This window comes from Kribbella sp. CA-247076, from assembly GCF_050942445.1.
In the GTDB taxonomy this organism is placed as follows: domain Bacteria; phylum Actinomycetota; class Actinomycetes; order Propionibacteriales; family Kribbellaceae; genus Kribbella.
Genome location: NZ_CP192051.1, coordinates 3,451,922 through 3,469,721, shown reverse-complemented (window position 1 = coordinate 3,469,721; position 17,800 = coordinate 3,451,922). Strand labels below are relative to the sequence as shown.

Annotated in this window: 17 protein-coding genes; 10 read left to right on the top strand and 7 right to left on the bottom strand. The window is 69.8% G+C overall.

Annotated features, from left to right (window positions below; genetic code table 11):
• The first annotated feature begins 135 nt into the window (after positions 1-135).
• A complete protein-coding gene (hrpA, locus tag ACQPYZ_RS16390) occupies positions 136-4,041 on the top strand; it encodes an ATP-dependent RNA helicase HrpA (protein ID WP_433169045.1) in 3,906 nt (1,301 codons plus the stop codon).
• A 16-nt stretch (positions 4,042-4,057) separates the two neighbouring features.
• Here hrpA and ACQPYZ_RS16385 read toward each other — a convergent pair whose 3' ends face one another.
• Entirely contained in the window at positions 4,058-4,891 is an 834-nt protein-coding gene (locus tag ACQPYZ_RS16385) for an AraC family transcriptional regulator (RefSeq protein WP_433169043.1), read from the bottom strand.
• A 70-nt stretch (positions 4,892-4,961) separates the two neighbouring features.
• On the opposite strand from ACQPYZ_RS16385, the gene ACQPYZ_RS16380 reads away from it, so the two are divergent.
• A complete protein-coding gene (locus tag ACQPYZ_RS16380; protein WP_433169041.1) occupies positions 4,962-5,708 on the top strand; it encodes a phytanoyl-CoA dioxygenase family protein in 747 nt (248 codons plus the stop codon).
• 43 nt (positions 5,709-5,751) lie between these two features.
• On the opposite strand, the gene ACQPYZ_RS16375 is transcribed toward ACQPYZ_RS16380, so the two are convergent.
• On the bottom strand, positions 5,752-6,168 hold the full coding sequence (locus ACQPYZ_RS16375; protein WP_132326927.1) for a VOC family protein: 417 nt from the start codon (positions 6,166-6,168) through the stop codon (positions 5,752-5,754).
• Positions 6,169-6,357: 189 nt separating this feature from the next.
• Positions 6,358-7,023 carry a CGNR zinc finger domain-containing protein gene (locus ACQPYZ_RS16370; protein WP_433169038.1) on the bottom strand — a complete coding sequence of 222 codons (666 nt, stop codon included), beginning with the start codon at positions 7,021-7,023 and terminating at the stop codon, positions 6,358-6,360.
• A gap of 51 nt (positions 7,024-7,074) precedes the next feature.
• Here ACQPYZ_RS16370 and ACQPYZ_RS16365 point away from each other — a divergent pair, with 51 nt between their 5' ends.
• Positions 7,075-8,292, top strand: a complete 1,218-nt coding sequence (locus ACQPYZ_RS16365; RefSeq protein ID WP_433169036.1) for an MFS transporter — start codon at positions 7,075-7,077, stop codon at positions 8,290-8,292.
• On the top strand, positions 8,252-9,025 hold the full coding sequence (locus tag ACQPYZ_RS16360) for a fructosamine kinase family protein (RefSeq protein WP_433169034.1): 774 nt from the start codon (positions 8,252-8,254) through the stop codon (positions 9,023-9,025). The genes ACQPYZ_RS16365 and ACQPYZ_RS16360 overlap by 41 nt, the downstream gene beginning before the upstream one ends.
• Here the strand turns inward: ACQPYZ_RS16360 and ACQPYZ_RS16355 are convergent.
• Positions 9,022-9,291, bottom strand: a complete 270-nt coding sequence (locus tag ACQPYZ_RS16355) for a protealysin inhibitor emfourin (protein ID WP_433169032.1) — start codon at positions 9,289-9,291, stop codon at positions 9,022-9,024. The two genes, ACQPYZ_RS16360 and ACQPYZ_RS16355, sit on opposite strands and share 4 nt — an antisense overlap.
• Positions 9,292-9,730: 439 nt before the next feature.
• On the opposite strand from ACQPYZ_RS16355, the gene ACQPYZ_RS16350 reads away from it, so the two are divergent.
• Positions 9,731-9,934: a cold-shock protein gene (locus tag ACQPYZ_RS16350; RefSeq protein WP_012921273.1), complete on the top strand. Its 204-nt coding sequence runs from the start codon at positions 9,731-9,733 to the stop codon at positions 9,932-9,934.
• Positions 9,935-10,029: 95 nt separating this feature from the next.
• On the top strand, positions 10,030-10,518 hold the full coding sequence (locus ACQPYZ_RS16345; protein WP_433169030.1) for a DUF6328 family protein: 489 nt from the start codon (positions 10,030-10,032) through the stop codon (positions 10,516-10,518).
• On the opposite strand, the gene ACQPYZ_RS16340 is transcribed toward ACQPYZ_RS16345, so the two are convergent.
• Positions 10,499-11,353 carry an LLM class flavin-dependent oxidoreductase gene (locus tag ACQPYZ_RS16340; protein WP_433169028.1) on the bottom strand — a complete coding sequence of 285 codons (855 nt, stop codon included), beginning with the start codon at positions 11,351-11,353 and terminating at the stop codon, positions 10,499-10,501. The two genes, ACQPYZ_RS16345 and ACQPYZ_RS16340, sit on opposite strands and share 20 nt — an antisense overlap.
• A 146-nt stretch (positions 11,354-11,499) precedes the next feature.
• Here ACQPYZ_RS16340 and ACQPYZ_RS16335 point away from each other — a divergent pair, with 146 nt between their 5' ends.
• Entirely contained in the window at positions 11,500-13,281 is a 1,782-nt protein-coding gene (locus ACQPYZ_RS16335; RefSeq protein ID WP_433169026.1) for a BCCT family transporter, read from the top strand.
• Between the two features lie 58 nt (positions 13,282-13,339).
• Here the strand turns inward: ACQPYZ_RS16335 and ACQPYZ_RS16330 are convergent, their stop codons facing one another.
• Entirely contained in the window at positions 13,340-14,320 is a 981-nt protein-coding gene (locus ACQPYZ_RS16330) for an SMP-30/gluconolactonase/LRE family protein (protein ID WP_433169024.1), read from the bottom strand.
• 94 nt (positions 14,321-14,414) lie between these two features.
• Here ACQPYZ_RS16330 and ACQPYZ_RS16325 point away from each other — a divergent pair, with 94 nt between their 5' ends.
• The gene (locus ACQPYZ_RS16325; protein WP_433169023.1) at positions 14,415-14,813 is read left to right on the top strand and encodes an SRPBCC family protein; all 399 of its coding nucleotides are present in this window, start codon (positions 14,415-14,417) and stop codon (positions 14,811-14,813) included.
• Here ACQPYZ_RS16325 and ACQPYZ_RS16320 read toward each other — a convergent pair.
• Complete coding sequence (locus tag ACQPYZ_RS16320) at positions 14,810-16,255, bottom strand: AAA family ATPase (protein WP_433169021.1); 1,446 nt, start codon at positions 16,253-16,255, stop codon at positions 14,810-14,812. The two genes, ACQPYZ_RS16325 and ACQPYZ_RS16320, sit on opposite strands and share 4 nt — an antisense overlap.
• Before the next feature lie 49 nt (positions 16,256-16,304).
• Between ACQPYZ_RS16320 and ACQPYZ_RS16315 the strand changes: the two genes are divergently transcribed.
• Both ACQPYZ_RS16315 and def read left to right on the top strand, forming a co-directional pair.
• Positions 16,305-17,120, top strand: coding sequence for an LLM class F420-dependent oxidoreductase (locus ACQPYZ_RS16315; RefSeq protein ID WP_433169019.1), 816 nt, complete (start codon positions 16,305-16,307; stop codon positions 17,118-17,120).
• 74 nt (positions 17,121-17,194) lie between these two features.
• Positions 17,195-17,800, top strand: a complete 606-nt coding sequence (gene def / locus ACQPYZ_RS16310; protein WP_433169017.1) for a peptide deformylase — start codon at positions 17,195-17,197, stop codon at positions 17,798-17,800.

Sequence of the window (17,800 nt, the reverse complement as noted above, 5' to 3'; positions counted from 1 at the left end):
CTGGGAGTGGCCGCCTAAACTGGGGGCGTTATGCCTGATGCCCGGACCGCGTCGTCGCGTCCCACCCCAGCCACCGGTCCCGCCCAGGACTCCGCCGCGCGCTCTCAGCCCAAGCAGGCAGCGAGTCTGGCTGACGTGCTGCCGCGGTTGGAGGGACTCACGGCGTACGACCGGGAGCAGCTCGGCCGGCGGCTGGAGCGCGTCCGGAGTACCAAGGACGCCCGCAAGCGCGAGCAGGCGCTGCAGGGCGTGATCGGCGCGATCGAGCAGGCCGAGCGGCGGGTGGAGGTACGCCGCCTCGCCGTACCGGAGATCTCGTATCCGCAAGAGCTGCCGGTCAGCCAGCTGAAGGACGACATCGCCGACGCGATCCGGGAGCACCAGGTCGTCGTGATCGCCGGTGAGACCGGGTCCGGCAAGACCACGCAGATCCCGAAGATCTGTCTCGAGCTCGGACGCGGTGTGCACGGCATGATCGGCCACACCCAGCCCCGGCGGCTCGCGGCACGGACGGTCGCCGAGCGGATCGCGGAGGAGCTCGGCACCGAGCTCGGCGCGACCATCGGGTACGCGGTCCGGTTCACCGACAAGGTGAGCGACCGGTCGCTGGTGAAGCTGATGACCGACGGCATCCTGCTGAACGAGCTGCAGCGCGACCGGGACCTGACCCGCTACGACACGCTCATCATCGACGAGGCGCACGAGCGCAGCCTGAACATCGACTTCATCCTCGGCTATCTCAAGCAGCTCCTCCCCCGCCGCCCCGACCTGAAGGTGATCATCACCTCGGCGACCATCGACCCCGAGCGGTTCGCCGAGCACTTCAGCGACAGCCGTGGCAACCCGGCGCCGATCGTCGAGGTGTCCGGCCGGACGTACCCGGTCGAGGTGCGCTACCGCCCGATCAACGACCCGGACGACCCGAGCACGATCGACCGCGACCAGACCCAGGCGATCCTCGACGCGGTCGACGAGCTGGGCCACGAGCCGTCCGGCGACGTCCTGGTCTTCCTCAGCGGCGAGCGCGAGATCCGCGACACCGCCGACGCCCTGAACGACAAGTTCGCCGCCGACCGCGGCCGGCCCGGCGCGGTCGAGGTGCTGCCGCTGTACGCGCGGTTGTCGAACGCCGAGCAGCACCGCGTGTTCCAGCCCCATAGCGGCCGTCGGATCGTGCTCGCGACCAACGTCGCCGAGACCTCGCTGACGGTGCCCGGGATCAAGTACGTGATCGACCCCGGGACGGCGCGGATCTCCCGCTACAGCCATCGGACCAAGGTCCAGCACCTGCCGATCGAGCCGGTCTCCCAGGCGAGCGCCAATCAGCGCAAGGGCCGCTGCGGCCGGACCAGCGACGGGATCTGCATCCGGCTGTACTCCGAGGAGCACTTCGAGAGCCGGCCCGAGTTCACCGACCCGGAGATCCTGCGCACCAACCTGGCCTCCGTCATCCTGCAGATGACCGCGATCGGTCTCGGCGACATCGCCGCGTTCCCGTTCATCGACGAGCCGGACCGGCGCAGCATCACCGACGGCCTGCAACTGCTCACCGAGCTCGGTGCGATCGAGACGCCGAAGGGCGGACGGCTGACCCCGGTCGGCCGGCAGCTCGCGCAGATCCCGCTCGACCCGCGGCTCGCCCGGATGATCGTCGAGGCGGACAAGCACGCCTGTGTCCGCGAGGTGATGGTGATCGCGGCCGCGCTGTCGATCCAGGACCCGCGCGAGCGGCCGACGGATGCTGAGGCGCAGGCCCAGCAGGCGCACGCCCGGTTCCGGGACCCGAACAGCGACTTCCTCGGCTTCCTGAATCTCTGGAACTACCTGAAGAAGCAGCAGAAAGAGCTCTCTGGCAACCAGTTCCGCCGGATGTGCCGCAGCGAGTACCTGAACTACCTCCGGGTCCGCGAGTGGCAGGACATCTTCGCCCAGCTCCGCCAGGTCGCCGCCCAGATCGGCGTCACGCTGAACAGCGGCGCGCCGGCCGATCCGCAAAGCGTGCACGTCTCGCTGATGTCCGGGCTGCTGAGCCACCTCGGGATGAAGGACCCGGCGAACCAGCACCAGTACCTCGGCGCCCGCGGCACGAAGTTCGCGATCTTCCCCGGCTCCGGCCTGTTCAAGAAGCCGCCGCAGTTCGTGATGGCCGCCGAGCTGGTCGAGACGTCCCGCCTGTGGGCGCGTGTGAACGCCAAGATCGAGCCCGAGTGGGCCGAGGACCTCGCCCAGCACCTGATCAAGCGCACGTACTCCGAGCCGCACTGGGAACGCAAGGCCGGCGCGGTGATGGCGTACGAGAAGGTGACGCTGTACGGCGTACCGATCGTGGCCCGGCGCAAGGTCAACTACGGCAAGGTGGACCCGGAGGTGTCCCGCGAGCTGTTCATCCGGCACGCGCTGGTCGAGGGTGACTGGGACACCCACCACAAGTTCTTCCACGAGAACCGCCGGCTGATCGAGGAGGTCGAGGAGCTCGAGGAGCGCACCCGCCGCCGCGACCTGCTGGTCGACGACGAGACGCTGTTCGCCTTCTACGACGAGCGGATCGGCAGTGAGGTCGTCACCGGCCGGCACTTCGACACCTGGTGGAAGAAGGCGCGGCAGCGCGACGCCGACCTGCTCGACTTCGAACGGTCACTCGTCGTCCGCGAGGGCGCCGAGGTCAAGGAGGACGAGTTCCCGCTGACCTGGACGCAGAACGGGATGACCTTCGACCTCACCTACGCGTTCGAGCCCGGTACGGACGCCGACGGCGTGACCGTGCACCTTCCGCTGCTCGTGCTGAACCAGGTCACCGCGGACGGCTTCGAGTGGAGCGTGCCCGGATTCCGCGAGGAGCTGGTCACGACCCTGATCAAGTCGTTGCCCAAGGCCATCAGGAAGAACATCGTCCCGGCCCCCGACCACGCCCGTCAGGCGCTCCCGCGGCTCGATCCGGCCTCCGGTCCGCTGACCGACGCGCTCGCCCGCGAGCTGCGGAACCTGCGCGACGTGGTCATCGACCCGTCCGACTGGGACTGGAGCCGCGTGCCGGAGCACCTGCGGATGACCTTCCGGGTGGTCGACGACAAGGGCAAGACCGTGGCTGAGGGCAAGGACTTGGCCCGGCTCAAGGAGCGGCTGAAGCCGAAGACCAAGGCCGCGATCTCTCAGGTCGCGTCTAAGGCGGTCAGCGGGCTGGAGCGGTCCGGCCTGACCGACTGGACGTTCGGTGACCTTCCGCGGAGCTTCTCCGAGCACCGCAACGGCCTGACGGTCGCGGGCTACCCGGCGCTGGTCGACGAGGGCAAGACGGTCGCGATCCGGCTGCAGGAGACCGAGCGCGATCAGGCGGCGGCGATGTGGAAGGGCACCCGGCGACTGCTGCTGCTCACCATGCCGTCGGTGATCGACGTCGTCCAGCGGCAGCTGACCAACCAGCAGAAGATGACGCTGATGGCCGGCCCGCACCGCAACGTAGGCGAGCTGCTCGACGATGCGATCTCGGCCGCCGTCGACCAGTTGATGGCTGCGGCGAACGGCCCGGCGTGGAACCTGACCGCGTTCTCCGTACTGCGCGACGCCGTACGGTCGGAGCTCGCGGACACTGTGCTCGCGATCCTCCAACAGGTCGAGCAGGTGTTGTCGCACGCACGGGCGGTGGACAAACAGATCTCGCGCGCGTCCAGTCCCGCGCTGCTCGCCGCGCTGTCCGACGTCCGCGGTCAGCTCGAAGGGCTGGTTCATCCCGGGTTCATCACCGAGACCGGTGCCCGGCGCCTGCCGGACCTGGTCCGGTACCTGCGCGGCGCCGAGCAGCGGCTGGAGAAGATCGGCGCCAACGCGATGCGGGATCGCGCCGGGATGGCGATCATCCAGACCCTCGACGGCGAGTACCGGGCGCGGCTGAACGCCGTACCGGTCGGCAAGGACCCGAGCCCCGAGCTGCTCGAGGTGCGCTGGATGATCGAGGAGCTCCGGATCAGCCTGTTCGCCCAGACCCTCGGCACGCCGTACCCGGTCTCGGAGAAACGCATCCGCAAGGCCCTCGCGGCAGCTTGACCAGCGACCGGCCAGGTCAGGGCACGAAGGCGCGTTGGGAGCGGCGGCGGAAATCGCGCGGCGACAGCCGGTGGGCTGTGGTGAAACAGCGGCTGAAGTAGGACTGGCTGCTGAAGCCGCAGCGGGCGGCGATCGCCGCGACCGGGTCGTTCGTTGCTGCCAGCAACGAGGAGGCGTGTTCGAGCCTGAGGTCGGCGACGAAGTCGGTCGGCGTCACGCCGTAGGCCGCGCGCATCGACCGCGACAGGTGGGCCGGGCTGACCCCGGCGAGCTCCAGCAGCCGCGGTACGCCGCCACGGAGGTTGTCCTCGGAGCGCATCGCCGTACAGGCTCTGGCCAGCCAGTCGGGGGTGCGCGGCCGGGCCGAGCCTTTGGCGGTGGACACCAGCGGGATGAGGTCGATCCAGAAGCGCAGCAAATCGTACGGTCCGGGCTCGTCCTGGAAGCGTTCCAGCGCATGCTCGAAGACGGCGATCGCCTCGGTCGCATTGAAGGTGACCGGCCCGCGTGCGGACGCCCAGGCGGCGCCCGGATCGGTCCGGGTCAGGTCGAGGAAGCTCTGCCAGGCCGAGCTCGGGAACGCCACGTTCACGAACTCCAGCCCGTCGGGGGCCGAACCGCGCACCGCGTGCCGATCGCTCGGCCGGACCAGGACGACGTCGCCCGGCCGCAACTGCTCGACGCCGGTCGTCAGCAGGTGTTCGCCACTGCCCGACACCACGCCCATGAACTCATGGAAGTCGGCGTGGGTGTGCAACTCGGTGTCGCGTGCCCGGGCCGGGATCCGCACCCGGGCGGCGTGGTACGGCCGGCCGAACGCGTGCGACTCGAACCGCAGCACCTGGTCCACATCAACACGCTACAAGTTCTCGTCAGCTCGTTGCTAGTCGGCGCCGCCGGGTGGGCAGCAGCATGAAGTCATGTACGAAACCGACGGCTACGTCATCTTCCGCGACGTCATCGACCCCGAGCTGATCAAGGAAGTGAACGACCATGTCGAGTGGCTGCAGGCGCGGCATCCCGACGTCCGGCCCGAGCAACTCGGGCACGTGTACCTGCGCGACGATCCCTTCTGGCTGCGGCTGGTGAGTGACGACCGGCTGCTCGACATCGCCGAGCGGTTCGTCGGTCCGGACATCGCGCTGTTCGCGTCGCACTACATCTCCAAGCCGCCGTACTCCGGGCAGCCGGTGCTCTGGCACCAGGACGCGGCGTTCTGGCCGCTCGAACCGATGAAGGTGGTGACGCTGTGGCTGGCGGTCGACCACTCGACCCCGGAGAACGGATGCGTCCGGGTGATCCCGGGCAGCCACCGCTCGGCGGTCGCCGGGATGCGTGACAACACCGAGGTGGAGAGCGTGCTCGGCAAGGAGATCGCGGTCGAGGTCGACGAGTCGAAGGCTGTCGACATGGTGCTGGCCCCCGGCGACGTCGAGGTGCACCACCCGAACATCGTCCACGGCAGCAACGCGAACACCTCGCCGCACCGCCGGTGCGGGCTGACGATCCGCTACATCCCCACCTCGACCAGGATCACCGACCCGGAGACGCCGTACCCGAGCGCGTTCCACCTGCGCGGCGAACCCGGCGTGAACAGCTACCAGCCCTGGCCCCGGTACGACGAAAGCCGGCACTTCCCGTACAGCGGAAGCACCGGCCGGCGTTGATCCGTGCCTGCCCCGGACGGGCCGGGGCGGGCACGGGCATGCCCTACTCGAGGCAGATACGGAACGGGTGTCCCGCGGGGTCGGCGTAGATGCGCCAGCCGCGGGCGTTCTCGGCGGGTGGTGGGTCCAGGGGGTCGAGCGGCTCGGCCCCGAGCGCGGTCACGCTGGCGTGCCCGCTGGAAAGGTCCTCGACGATGAGGTCGAGATGGAGATCCTGCGCGTCGGTGCCGGGCCACGTGGCCGGCACGTACTCCTCCGAGCGCCGGAAGGCCAGCGTCGAGAACCCGAGCGACGAGCCGGGGCCGGTCAGGCTCCGCCAGTCGTCGTCACCGTTCTCGTCGATGTCCAGCCCCAGCAGCGCCGAGTAGAACTGGGCGAGCTCGAGTGGGTCCGGGCAGTCCAGCACCACCGAGCCGAGCCGCCCGGCAGTACTGCCCGGCTGCTCTGCCACCTGCGTCATCTGTCCTCCAGCTTCTGTCTTCGACTGCCCACCCCTGTCGGGGCAGGACCGGCCAGGCCCGTCGTGGTCGGAAGGCCCGGCCGCCTACGATGACAGGTCGGACCGACAGTTCGCATCTTTCGACACGCCTTGTTGAGGCGTCATGCGACCTCGGACAGTGAGCAGGCAGCCGTCGTACCGGCAAAGTCGTCAGACGGTGGAAGCAGATCGACGGCGCGCGCTGAGTTTGCGGATCTTCGCGCGGGTGCCACAGTCCTCCATCGAGCACCACCGGCGCGATCCGTTGCGACTGCGGTCGAGGAACAGGAAGCCGCAGCCGCCGTCGTCGACCGGGCAGGCCCGCAACTGCCGGAGCTCGACCGTCCGCAGCAACTCGACGGCCGCGGCGACCAGGCGATCGGGGATCATCAGCGCGGGCGACGTCCCGACCCGCAACTCGGCGACGCCGGGCCCGTCGGTCGTGGGCGCCAGCATCGACCGCGCCGACGCCGCCGACCACCGCAGCATCAGTTGCTCGAGCGCGGATCCCAGCTCTGCTTCGAAAGTTGCGGGCATCGGACCCACTCCGGCCGCCCGCGGCGCGAGCGCCACGTACGTCGCCTCGCGGATCTCGACCGCCGCCCGCAGGGCCTTCTCGGCCAGGTCGGAGGAACCCTGCCAGACCGCGTCGACGGCCTCCGCCTCGGCCGGCTCCAGCAGACCGATCCGGCCACTCCAGGCGAGCAGCTCGGCGGGGCCGGACAGGTAGTCGTGCCCACCGGTCTCGCCGGGCACGCGGGGAGCTACCGTGTTCACCAGATCGAGGGCGGGATGTCCGCCGACAATCCGCAATATTCCGTTGCGGCTGTCTGTCATACGTGAGATGCTACCACCATATCCCCTGATACTGGAATCACAGGTGACGACATGCCCAGCTCGACCCGACGGGCGAACGCAGCCCTGCTCATGCTCGCGGTCAGCACGTTCTCCTACGTGACGGTCGAGGTGCTGCCGATCGGCCTGCTGACCGTCATGGCCGACGATCTCGGCCGCTCCCGCTCGGAGGTCGGGCTCCTCGTCACCGGGTACGCCGTGGTCGTCGTGCTGGCGTCGATCCCGCTGGTCCGGCTCACGCACCACCTGCCCCGCCGGCTCGTGCTCGGCAGCACGCTGGGTGTCATGGCCGCCGCGACCGCGGTCGCCACCGTCGCGCCGACGTACGAGGTGCTGTTCGGGGCGCGGCTGTTCACCGGGCTCTCGCAAGCGCTCTTCTGGGCGATCGCGCCGCCGATCGCGACCAGCCTGTTCCCGCCGCACGTCCGCGGCCGGGTGGTCGCCCGGCTGGCGATCGGTACGGCGCTCGCCCCGGTGCTCGGCATCCCCCTGGGCACGTGGCTGGGTGAGCAGGCCGGCTGGCGGGTTCCGTTCGCGGTGATGACCGCTCTGGGGCTGGCGGCCTGCGTGGGGATCGCCTGCCTGCTCCCGGCGGTCGAGGTCCGCAACGGCGCCTCCGGCCGCGGCAGCGAGCCAGACGTACGCCGGTACGCCGTGCTGGTCGTGGCGTCGGCCATTGGCGTGACCGGGTTCCTCACGTTCAACACCTACGTCACGCCGTTCCTGCTCGACATCACCGGGTTCTCGTCCGAGGCCCTCGGCCCGATGCTGCTGGCCAGCGGTGCGGGCGGCATGGTCGGGACACTGATCGCCGGGCGGGTTCTCGACCGGTATCCGTGGGGTTCCGTCGTCGTACCGTTCGCGGTTCTCGCAGGCGCGCTCGGCGGGCTGTACGCGGTCGGTGAGTGGCAGGTGCCCACAGTGCTGCTGATTGCGTTGCTCGGCATGGCCTTCAGCGCGATGGCGGTCGCGGCGCAGAGCCGGACGCTCCAGGTCGCGCCGGGCAGCACGGACATGGCGTCCGCCGGGACCAGTTCGGCGTTCAACGTCGGCATCGCCGCCGGCGCCTTCGTCGGTGGTGCGCTGATCGACGGCGCCGGAGTGCGCAGCGTGGCCCTGGTCGGCGCGCTGCTGGCGGCGGCCGCGGCGCTGGTAATGCTGGGCGAGCCGGTGCTGGCTCGGCGTCGGGTGCGGGTGGCAGAGTGCGGACATGACCGCCCTGGACAACAGGTTTGTGAAGAGGCGGCCTGACGCGCCACCGGGGTTCTTCGAGGTCGAGGCCGCCGGGCTGCGCTGGCTCGCCGTCCCGGGCGGGGTCCCGGTGGCCGAGCCGGTCGACGTCTCCCCCAGCCACCTGAGCACGGTCAAGCTCGACCTCGTTCCACCGACGGGTGGGGCCGCGGACGAGTTCGGACGGCGGCTCGCGTGCACGCACGAGGCCGGCGCCCGGTACTTCGGCGTACCGCCGGACGGTTGGGAGGACGACGGGTACATCGGCACGATCGGACTGCCGCACGCACTGGAGCCGATCAAGTCCTGGGGCGAGTTCTACGCGAACCTGCGGCTCCGGCCCTACCTGCGGGCGGCGTACAACCAGGGCACGATCGACGGCCACCAGCTGCACGTGTTCGAGCAGGTGTGCGCCCGACTCGAGGCCGGGACGTACGACGACCCGTCGGAGCCGCCGTGCCGGATCCACGGCGACCTGTGGTCCGGGAACGTGGTCTGGGCCGCGGACGGCGTACACCTGATCGACCCGGCGGCGCACGGCGGCCACCGGGAGACGGACCTCGCCATGCTCGGTCTCTTCGGGCTACCCCAGCTCGAGCGCGTCCTCCGCGCGTACGACGAGGTGCACCCGCTCGCGGACGGCTGGCGCGACCGCGTCGGTCTGCACCGGCTGCACCCGCTCCTCACGCACGTCGTGCTCTTCGGCGGCAGCTACGTCCCGCAGGCGATCGCGATGGCCCGCAAGTACGTCTAGCTGCCCAGCACTCGTTCGAGCAGCCAGGCGGTGGTCTGGTCCAGGTCCTGCTCGGCGACGGTCAGGTGCCTGGCGTCGCCTCCGTCGCGCACCTCGACGCGGTACACGAACCGGTCGGGCTGCGGCAGTCCGGAACCCAGGCGCCCCTGGTCCAGCGCGCGGACGGCGGCCTCCAGCCGGGCCGCGTCGGGCTGGAAGCTGGTGTCGAGCTCGCCGTGGGCCGTCAGGCCGGCGAAACCTCCGCTGCGGGTCACTGTGACGATCAACCGGGGCCTCCTCGGGCCCCACCCTGGCCTGCCGTGCCCGGATTGTCCAGAGTGGTGCGACACGCCGGAAAATTCGATCAGGTTCGCGCGTTCATCACCCGGCGTACCGGTGTCGGTTGCCACGGTGGCACGCCGGAACCGGGCTCGTGCCGACGAACCAGCAGGTCGGCGCCGGATTTCGTGGTCGCGGCGGCCGTCCGGCAGGGTGAATTGGTCTGTTCACGGAGCGTGGCAGGCGGCGACTATTAGCGACACGTGTTCGTGGTCACCCCTTCCACGCGGCCCCAGATCGGCTACAGTTATCGCGTTGCACTTTTGGACTCCCACTGACTTTCGCTGTGCTGCATGGCCGGTTCTGTCTTCTGGGGCCTTTCGGCGACACGTGGCTCATGAGGTGTGGGTCGCGGTTTGTTACAAGCCATCAAGGAGATAGACACAAATGGCTGTCGGTACTGTCAAGTGGTTCAACGCTGACAAGGGCTTCGGCTTCATCACCCCGGATGACGGTGGCGCGGACGTGTTCGCGCACTACTCGGCCATCCAGACCTCGGGCTTCCGCTCGCTGGACGAGAACCAGCGCGTCGAGTTCGAGATCACCCAGGGCCAGAAGGGCCTGCAGGCGGAGAACATCCGCCCGATCTGATCTCGGGATCACCCTTCTCGAAACTGAACGAAAGGGCCGCACACCCGCCGGTGTGCGGCCCTTTCGCCGTCTCCGGATCGGGGTACCGTCTGGGCATGACCGATAGTGAGGCTCGGTACAACCGTCACAGCGAGGACGAGGCAGAGCGTCTCGACCGGCACTGGCACGAACTGCTGCAGGAGCTCCGGCTCGCCCAGACCGGCACCCAGATCCTGTTCGCGTTCCTGCTCAGCATCGCCTTCCAGGCCAGGTTCCAGGAGGCGGACGCCTTCACCCACGACGTGTACGCCGCCACCCTGATCGCGTCCGCCCTCGCGGTCGCCCTGTTCCTCGCTCCGGTCTCGTTCCACCGGCTCATCTACCGGCAGAAGCTGCGGGACCGGATGCTGCCGATCGCCGGGCACATGGCCTCGGCCGGGCTGGTCTTCCTAGTGCTCGCGATGTCCGGCGGCGTCCTGCTCGCGCTCGACGTCGTCCTGTCCCGGACTCTCGCGATCGTGATCGTCGCGATCGTCCTGCTCTGGTTCACCGTGTTCTGGTACGTGATCCCGGCCTGGGTCCGCGCTACCGCCACCGAGGAATGACCTCGGCGGCCACCGTCTCGAGCACGTCCACCGAGCCGGAGTACACGCCGTCGGCGCGGGGCCAGTGGGTGATGACGTCGGTGAAACCGAGATCGGCGGCCCGGCCGACGACGTCCTCGAAGGCGTCCACGCTGCTCAGCGAGTAGCGGGCCGAGTCGAGGGCGAGATAGCGGTCGAACGGCCGGCCTCCGAGGACGTCGTCCATCCGGCGACTCAGGTCGGTCACGGTCGCGAACCAGGTCCCGAAGTCCGGTGACTTCTTCCCGGTCGTCACCCAGCCGGCGCCGTACCGGACCGCCAGCCGGAGCGACCGCGGACCGTTCGCCGCCATCACGAACGGCACCCGCGGCTGCTGGACGCAGCCCGGCAGCGTCCGGCCGTTGCGGGTCTCGAAGTACTCACCCTTGAAGTCCACACCGTCGGTGGTCAGCAGCGTGTCCAGCAGGGCGACGAACTCGGCGAACCGGTCGACCTTCTGCCGCGGAGTGAGCTCGTCGCCGCCCTGGATCGTGGTGTCGATCCCGCCGCCCGACCCGAGTCCGCAGAGGAAGCGGCCGCCGGACACGTCGTCGATCGCCAGGATGTCCCGGGTCAGCGCGAGCGGGTGCCGGAAGTTCGGCGAGATGACGAAGCTGCCGAGCCGGACGGTCGAGGTCGCGAGCGCGGCCGCGGTCAGCGTCGGCGTCGTCCCGTACCAGGGCGCGTCCTGCAGACCGCTCCAGGTCAGGTGGTCGTAGGTCCAGGCGTGGTCGAAGCCGAGCTCCTCCGCCCGCCGCCACCGCGGCGCGGCGTCCTTCCACCGGTACTCCGGCAGGATCGTGATCCCGAAGCGCATAGCCGCACCTTATGCCCTGCGCCGCGGCACGCCGGTGTGGCCGAGACCACGATTGTTGCGTTTTGCCACGATCTTCGACACGGTCGTAAGGCAGTACCCCTACCCGAGCGAAACGGAGGCGCGCCGAAGCGAGGCGTGATTCACCTGTGGCCATCGATTTCGACAGCCCGACAGCGAACACGGACCCCGACCATGCACAACACCCTGCGATCGCAGCACCACCACCGCCCGGCAGCCGAAGTCGCGGCTCGGGCCTGGACCGCGTCGTCTTCGGCGTCACCGCGGTCATAGCCCTGGCGTTCGTCGCCTGGGGCTTCGCCGACGCCACCGGCCTCGGTACGGCGTCCACCTCGGCCCTGACCTGGGTCGAGACCAACACCGGCTGGCTGTTCGTCCTGCTGGCCTCCGCCTTCGTCGTCTACGTGCTCTGGCTGGCCGCCGGCCGGTACGGGCGGATCCCGCTCGGGCGCGACGACGAGGAGCCCGAGTTCAAGACGGTGTCCTGGGTGGCGATGATGTTCAGCGCCGGCATGGGCATCGGCCTGATGTTCTACGGCGTCAGCGAACCGCTGACCCACTTCACCAGTCCCCCGCCGGGCACCGTCGAGGCCGGCTCGCCGGCCGCGCTCGAGACGGCGATGGCGACCACGCTGTTCCACTGGACCCTGCACCCGTGGGCGATCTACGCGGTCGTCGGCATTGCCATTGCCTACGGCACCTTCCGGCGTGGGCGGTCGCAGCTGATCAGCTCCGCGTTCGCGCCGCTGCTCGGCCGCCGGACCGAGGGCCCGATCGGCAAGGTGATCGACAGCCTGGCGATCTTCGCGACGCTGTTCGGCTCGGCCGCGTCGCTCGGACTTGGGGCGCTCCAGATCGGCTCCGGCGTACAGATCCTGGGCTGGCTGGACAAGACCGGGAACGCGGTGCTGGTCGGCGTCATCGCCGTCCTGACCGCGGCCTTCGTCGCGTCCGCGGTGTCCGGGGTCGCGAAGGGCATCCAGTGGCTGTCGAACATCAACATGGTGCTCGCCGTCGCCCTGGCGTTCTTCGTGTTCGTCGCCGGGCCGACCGTCCTGATCCTCAACCTGGTGCCGACCGCGATCGGCGACTACTTCCGCGACCTGGCCGACATGGCCGCGCGGACCGAGGCCAGCGGCGGGGACGCGATGGCCGAGTGGCTGTCCGGCTGGACGGTCTTCTACTGGGCCTGGTGGATCTCCTGGACGCCGTTCGTCGGCATGTTCATCGCCCGGATCAGCCGGGGCCGGACGATCCGGCAGTTCGTCACCGGTGTGCTGCTGGTGCCGTCGCTGGTCAGCCTGGTGTGGTTCTGCGTCTTCGGCGGTACGGCGATCGACCTGCAACGCGACGGCACCGACATTGCCGGCCAGTCGACCACCGAGGGACAGCTGTTCGGCATGCTCGACCACATCCCACTGAGTGCGGTGACGACGATCGTGGTCGTCGTTCTGGTCGCGATCTTCTTCGTGTCCGGCGCGGACGCGGCGTCGATCGTGATGGGCACGCTGTCGGAGCGCGGGGCGATCGAGCCGAAGAAGCCGCTGGTGATCTTCTGGGGCGTGCTCACCGGTGCGGTCGCGGCGGTCATGCTCCTGGTCGGCGGTGGTGGTGACGAAGCGCTGACCGGCCTGCGGAACATCACGATCGTGGCGGCGCTGCCGTTCGCGGTGGTGATGGTCGGGCTCGCGGTGGCGCTGGCCAAGGACCTGCGCACGGACCCGTTGATGTTGCGGCACGCGATCGGCTCGGAGGCGGTCGAGGCTGCGGTGATCGAGGGGGTCAGCAACCACGGGGACGACTTCTCCCTGGTTGTCTCCGGCAACGGTCACGACACGGACGGCACGGCGGTGCCCGCGTCGCCGCAACTGCAGGACGAAGTACCACCGCCGAAACCCTCGAAGCAGTAGCTCGCTCCCGCCGGCTCGGCTGCCCCCGGGAACCCCGGGACGGCTCGGGCCGGCGGGATCAGCGAGCCGGCGTGGGGAACGTCGCCAGCGAGTTGGTGCCGATGCTGCCCAGCCAGACGTGGCCGTCGCGCTCGCGGACGCCGGTGGGCATGTGGAATCCGGGATGGTGGCCGCGGAGATCGTGGACGAGCGTGCCGTCGTCGTCGTACGCCTGCAGCTCGATCACGTCGGCCGCCTTCGGCTTGAGCGCGTCGGGCAGGTTCCAGACGACCGTCCGCAGGACCGGCTGCTTCGGGAGCAGGAAGTCCAGCAACGTGTTCCGCGGTGAGCCGATCGCCACCCAGATCAGGCCGTCCGAGCCGCGCGCGATGTTGTCCGGCAGACCCGGGATCCCGGCGACCAGCTCGGGCTCGGCGCCGTCCGTGGTCAGGTCGAGCTTGTAGAGCCCGTACGCCGCGGTCTCGACCCAGAAGAGGGTACGCCGGTCGCCGCTGAGGGCGACGCCGTTCGGGAAAGCCCGGCCGGTGGTCAACCTGGTCAGCTCGCCGTCCGGAGTCAGCCGGTACACGCTGCCGGTGGCCGAGTGCTCGAGCAGGTCGGCCATCCACTCGTCGATGCCGAAGCGGGTGGACGAGTCGGTGAAGTAGATCGTCCCGTCCGGCGTGACGTCGGCGTTGTTGCAGAACCGCATCGGCCGCCCGTCCACCTCGGACAGCAACGTCGCGATCCGACCGTCCCGGTCCAGCGTCAGCAGTCCGCGGTTGGCATCGCACACGAGCACCTTGCCGTCGGGCAACCACTCCAGCCCGAGCGGCCGGCCGCCGGTGTCGGCCAGGGTCGTGATCGTCGTCCCGTCCGCGCTGACGCGCAGGATGCGTCCGTCGTACAGCCCGGTGAGGACGCTGCCGTCCTCGTCGATCAGCGTGTCCTCAGGCCCGTCGCCGGGCAACGTCACCGTCCGGACCTCGATCTTGGTGGGCTCTCGGCGCGGCGGTGCGGCCGGCGGGGTCCACCGGACCGGAGCAATCCTCGACCTCATGCGCAGACCCTAGCGTGACCGAGCGGAAAGAAACCGTAAACGGTGTGCGCCACAGTGCCGGAGTCAGCTTGATTCCGCAGCAGGAGGTCCGGTCATGTTCACGCTCACCCAGGTCATCGAGGCGCCGCCGTCGGAGGTGGCCCGCGCGTTCACCGAGCCGGAGGCGTTCGCGGCGTGGTTCGTCGCGGAAGGCTTCCGTACGCCGTCCGACCGGGTCACGGTCGACGCCCGTCCGGGCGGTCTGATCTCGGCGGTCTTCGTCGGACCCGACGGCGCGGAAGTTCCTTTCAGCGTGCGCTTCGGCGAGATCGACCTGCCCCGGTCGGTGGTGCTGCACGTCGACGATCCGGAGGTTGTCACCGTCCGGCTGGAAGAGGTCGACGGCCGCACGCACCTCGAGTACGAGAGCCGAGGCGTGCCGGCCGACCACGAGAGCACACTCAAGGCCGGCGTGGAGACGATGCTCGAGCGGATGGCCGCGTACTACGCCTAGCCCGGGTAGAGGCCGGGCTGCGCGGGCGGTGGGGGTGTGTAGTCGGGCACGTCTCCGTTGGTGGCGCCGAGAAGCCGGCGGGTGAGCGTGTCGCGGGAGGACAGCAGCTCGGCCACGGCGGTGCGCAGGTGGCCGGCGTCCGGTGCGGTGCCCGCCTCCGCGGCCAGCAGGACGGTACGCCGTACCAGCTCCTTCATGAACGACGCCGTCGTACCTTCCGTCTGGGCGACGACCTCGTCGACCACGGCCGGCCGCAGGTCGAGGTTCGGACCGTAGAGGTCGAGGAGCCGGGCGCGGCCGTCGGCGTCCGGGAGAGGTACTTCGACGGCGAGGTCGACGCGGCCCGGCCGCTGCATGAGCGCCGGCTCGAGGAGGTCCGCCCGGTTGGTGGTCAGCAGGAACGCGACGTCGGCGTCCTCCGCCAGCCCGTCCATCTCGTTGAGCACCTGGAACAGCAGCGGATTCTCCATGCCGTGCGAGAAGTCGCGCGCCTCGGCGACGAGGTCGCAGTCCTCCAGCACCACCAGGGCCGGCTGCAGCAACCGCGCGAGCGCACAGGCCTGCGAGATGAAACCGATGCTCGTTCCCGCCAGCAGTACGACGGTGAACGCGGGCAACCGCGACAGCAGGTACCGGACCGTGTGCGTCTTCCCGGTGCCCGGCGGACCGTAGAGGAGTACGCCGCGCCGCAGATGCTGACCGGCGTCGAGCAGCGTCTGCCGGTGGTCGGCGACGCCGATCACCTCACGCTCGACCCGCTCCAGCACGCCGTCCGGCAACACGACGTCCGCCCGCGTGATGCCCGGCCGCGGATGCAGCCGGAACGGTCCCACGCCCTGCCCGAACTCGTGCCCCTCGAACGACACCACCTTCCCGCGGAAGATGTTGTGCTCCCGGATCAGCGCCGGTAACGCGTCCAGGAGGGCGTCGGCCCGGTCGGTCGCCAGCACCTCCAGGTCGACCCGCATCCGTCCGTACTGCGGATTCGCCGCCCGCAGCAGGGCGACGTACCGATCCTCGCCCCGGACGCCGAAGTAGAACCCGAACGCCACGCAGTCCAGCTCCTCGTCGACGTCGATCGGCAGCCGCTGGTAGTCGACCGCACCGATGCCGAACCGGTCGTACGCCGCGAGCTCGAGCAGCTCACCGAGCGAGTGGTGACCGCGATTGGATCCGGCCAGCCCGACCAGCTCGTAGGAGTCGAACCACGCCTCCACCGCGAGCTGGACGTTCGGCAGGTCGTACGACGGGAAGTTCGCCGCGACCACCGGGACCTGCTCGGGGTCCACGCCGAGATGGTCACGCAAGCGGTCCTGCAGACTCTCCCGGTCGCCACCGGCCCGGTGCTGCTGCATCCGCTCGAGGAACCCGGTGAACAGCCGGGCGAACTCGTCGATCTCGGCGCTGTCAGGCATTCCGTCGTACCCCCAGGGTGTTCGCATACCGGCCTGATCCGGAGGACCCTCCGCAACGCCGGATAGGATCTCCACCATGACAGACTTCGAGTCCACCGACCGTCCGTACGCCGCCTTCCCGGTGCGGATCGGCCTCCAGGTCCAGCCTCAGCACGCCCGGTACGCCGACATCCGGCGGACCGTGGCCGCGGCCGAGGAGATCGGCGTCGACGTGGTGTTCAACTGGGACCACTTCTACCCGCTGTCGGGTGAGCCGGACGGCCTGCACTTCGAGTGCTGGACCATGCTGGCCGCCTGGGCGGAGGCGACCGAGCGGGTCGAGTTCGGCGCGCTGGTCACCTGCAACTCCTACCGCAACCCGGACCTGCTCGCCGACATGGCGCGCACGGTCGACCACATCAGCGACGGCCGGCTGATCTTCGGGATCGGGTCCGGCTGGTTCGAGAAGGACTACGACGAGTACGGGTACGAGTTCGGTACGGCGGGCGGCCGGCTTGACGCGCTCGGCGAGGCGCTGCCGCGGATCGAGCGGCGTTGGGCGAAGCTCAACCCGCGGCCGACCCGGGACATCCCGGTGCTGATCGGCGGCGGCGGCGAGAAGAAGACGCTGCGCCTGGTCGCGCAGCACGCGAACATCTGGCACGGGTTCGGCGACGCGGAGACGATCGCGCACAAGCACGCCGTACTGGACGAGCACTGCCGGACGATCGGCCGCGACCCCGGTGAGATCGAGCGGTCGGCGGGCGTCGGCAACAAGTCGCCCGAGGACCTGGGCAAGTCGATGCTGGACGTCGGCACCCGGCTGTTCACGATCTCCTCGTCCGGGCCGGACTACGACCTGGGCCTGCTGCGCGAGTGGGTCACCTGGCGGGACGAGGTGAACGCGAGGTAGTGGGCGGGTCCGGCGGCCCCGGTGGAGCCAGCCACCCGGCTGGGCGGTCCGGCGGGGCGGTTAGGATTTCGGGCATGTCTACGTTGCCTGCGAACGGTTCGGTGCGGCCCATCACCCGGTGGGGCGAGGACGTCATGCACCGGCTCAACCAGCCCGTGACGGACTTCGGCGACGACCTGCAGACGCTGGTCGCCGACATGGTCGCGACCATGAACGCCGCCGAAGGCGTCGGCCTGGCGGCGAACCAGGTCGGCGTGGACCTGCAGGTGTTCGTGTTCGACTGCCCGGACAAAGACGGCAAGCGGGTCCAGGGTGTCGTCTGCAACCCGGTGATCGAGCTCCCCGAGGGCAAGGACCGCCGGCTCGACGAGGGCGACGAGGGCTGCCTGTCGCTGCCGGGTGCGTTCACCAAGTGCGCCCGGCCCGACTTCGCCCGGGTCACCGGGGTCGACCAGCACGGCGAGCCGGTCACGTTCGAGGGCACCGGCCTGCTGGCGCGTTGCCTGCAGCACGAGACCGACCACACCCAGGGGACGGTGTTCGGCGACCGGCTGTCGCGGAAGTATCGCAAGCGCCTGTTCGCCGAGGCCGAGGAGCTGGCTCCCGACTATCCCGACGACTGGCCGGTCTCCCCCATGCTCGACCACGAGGACCACCACGAGGAAACCCCGGCCACCTGA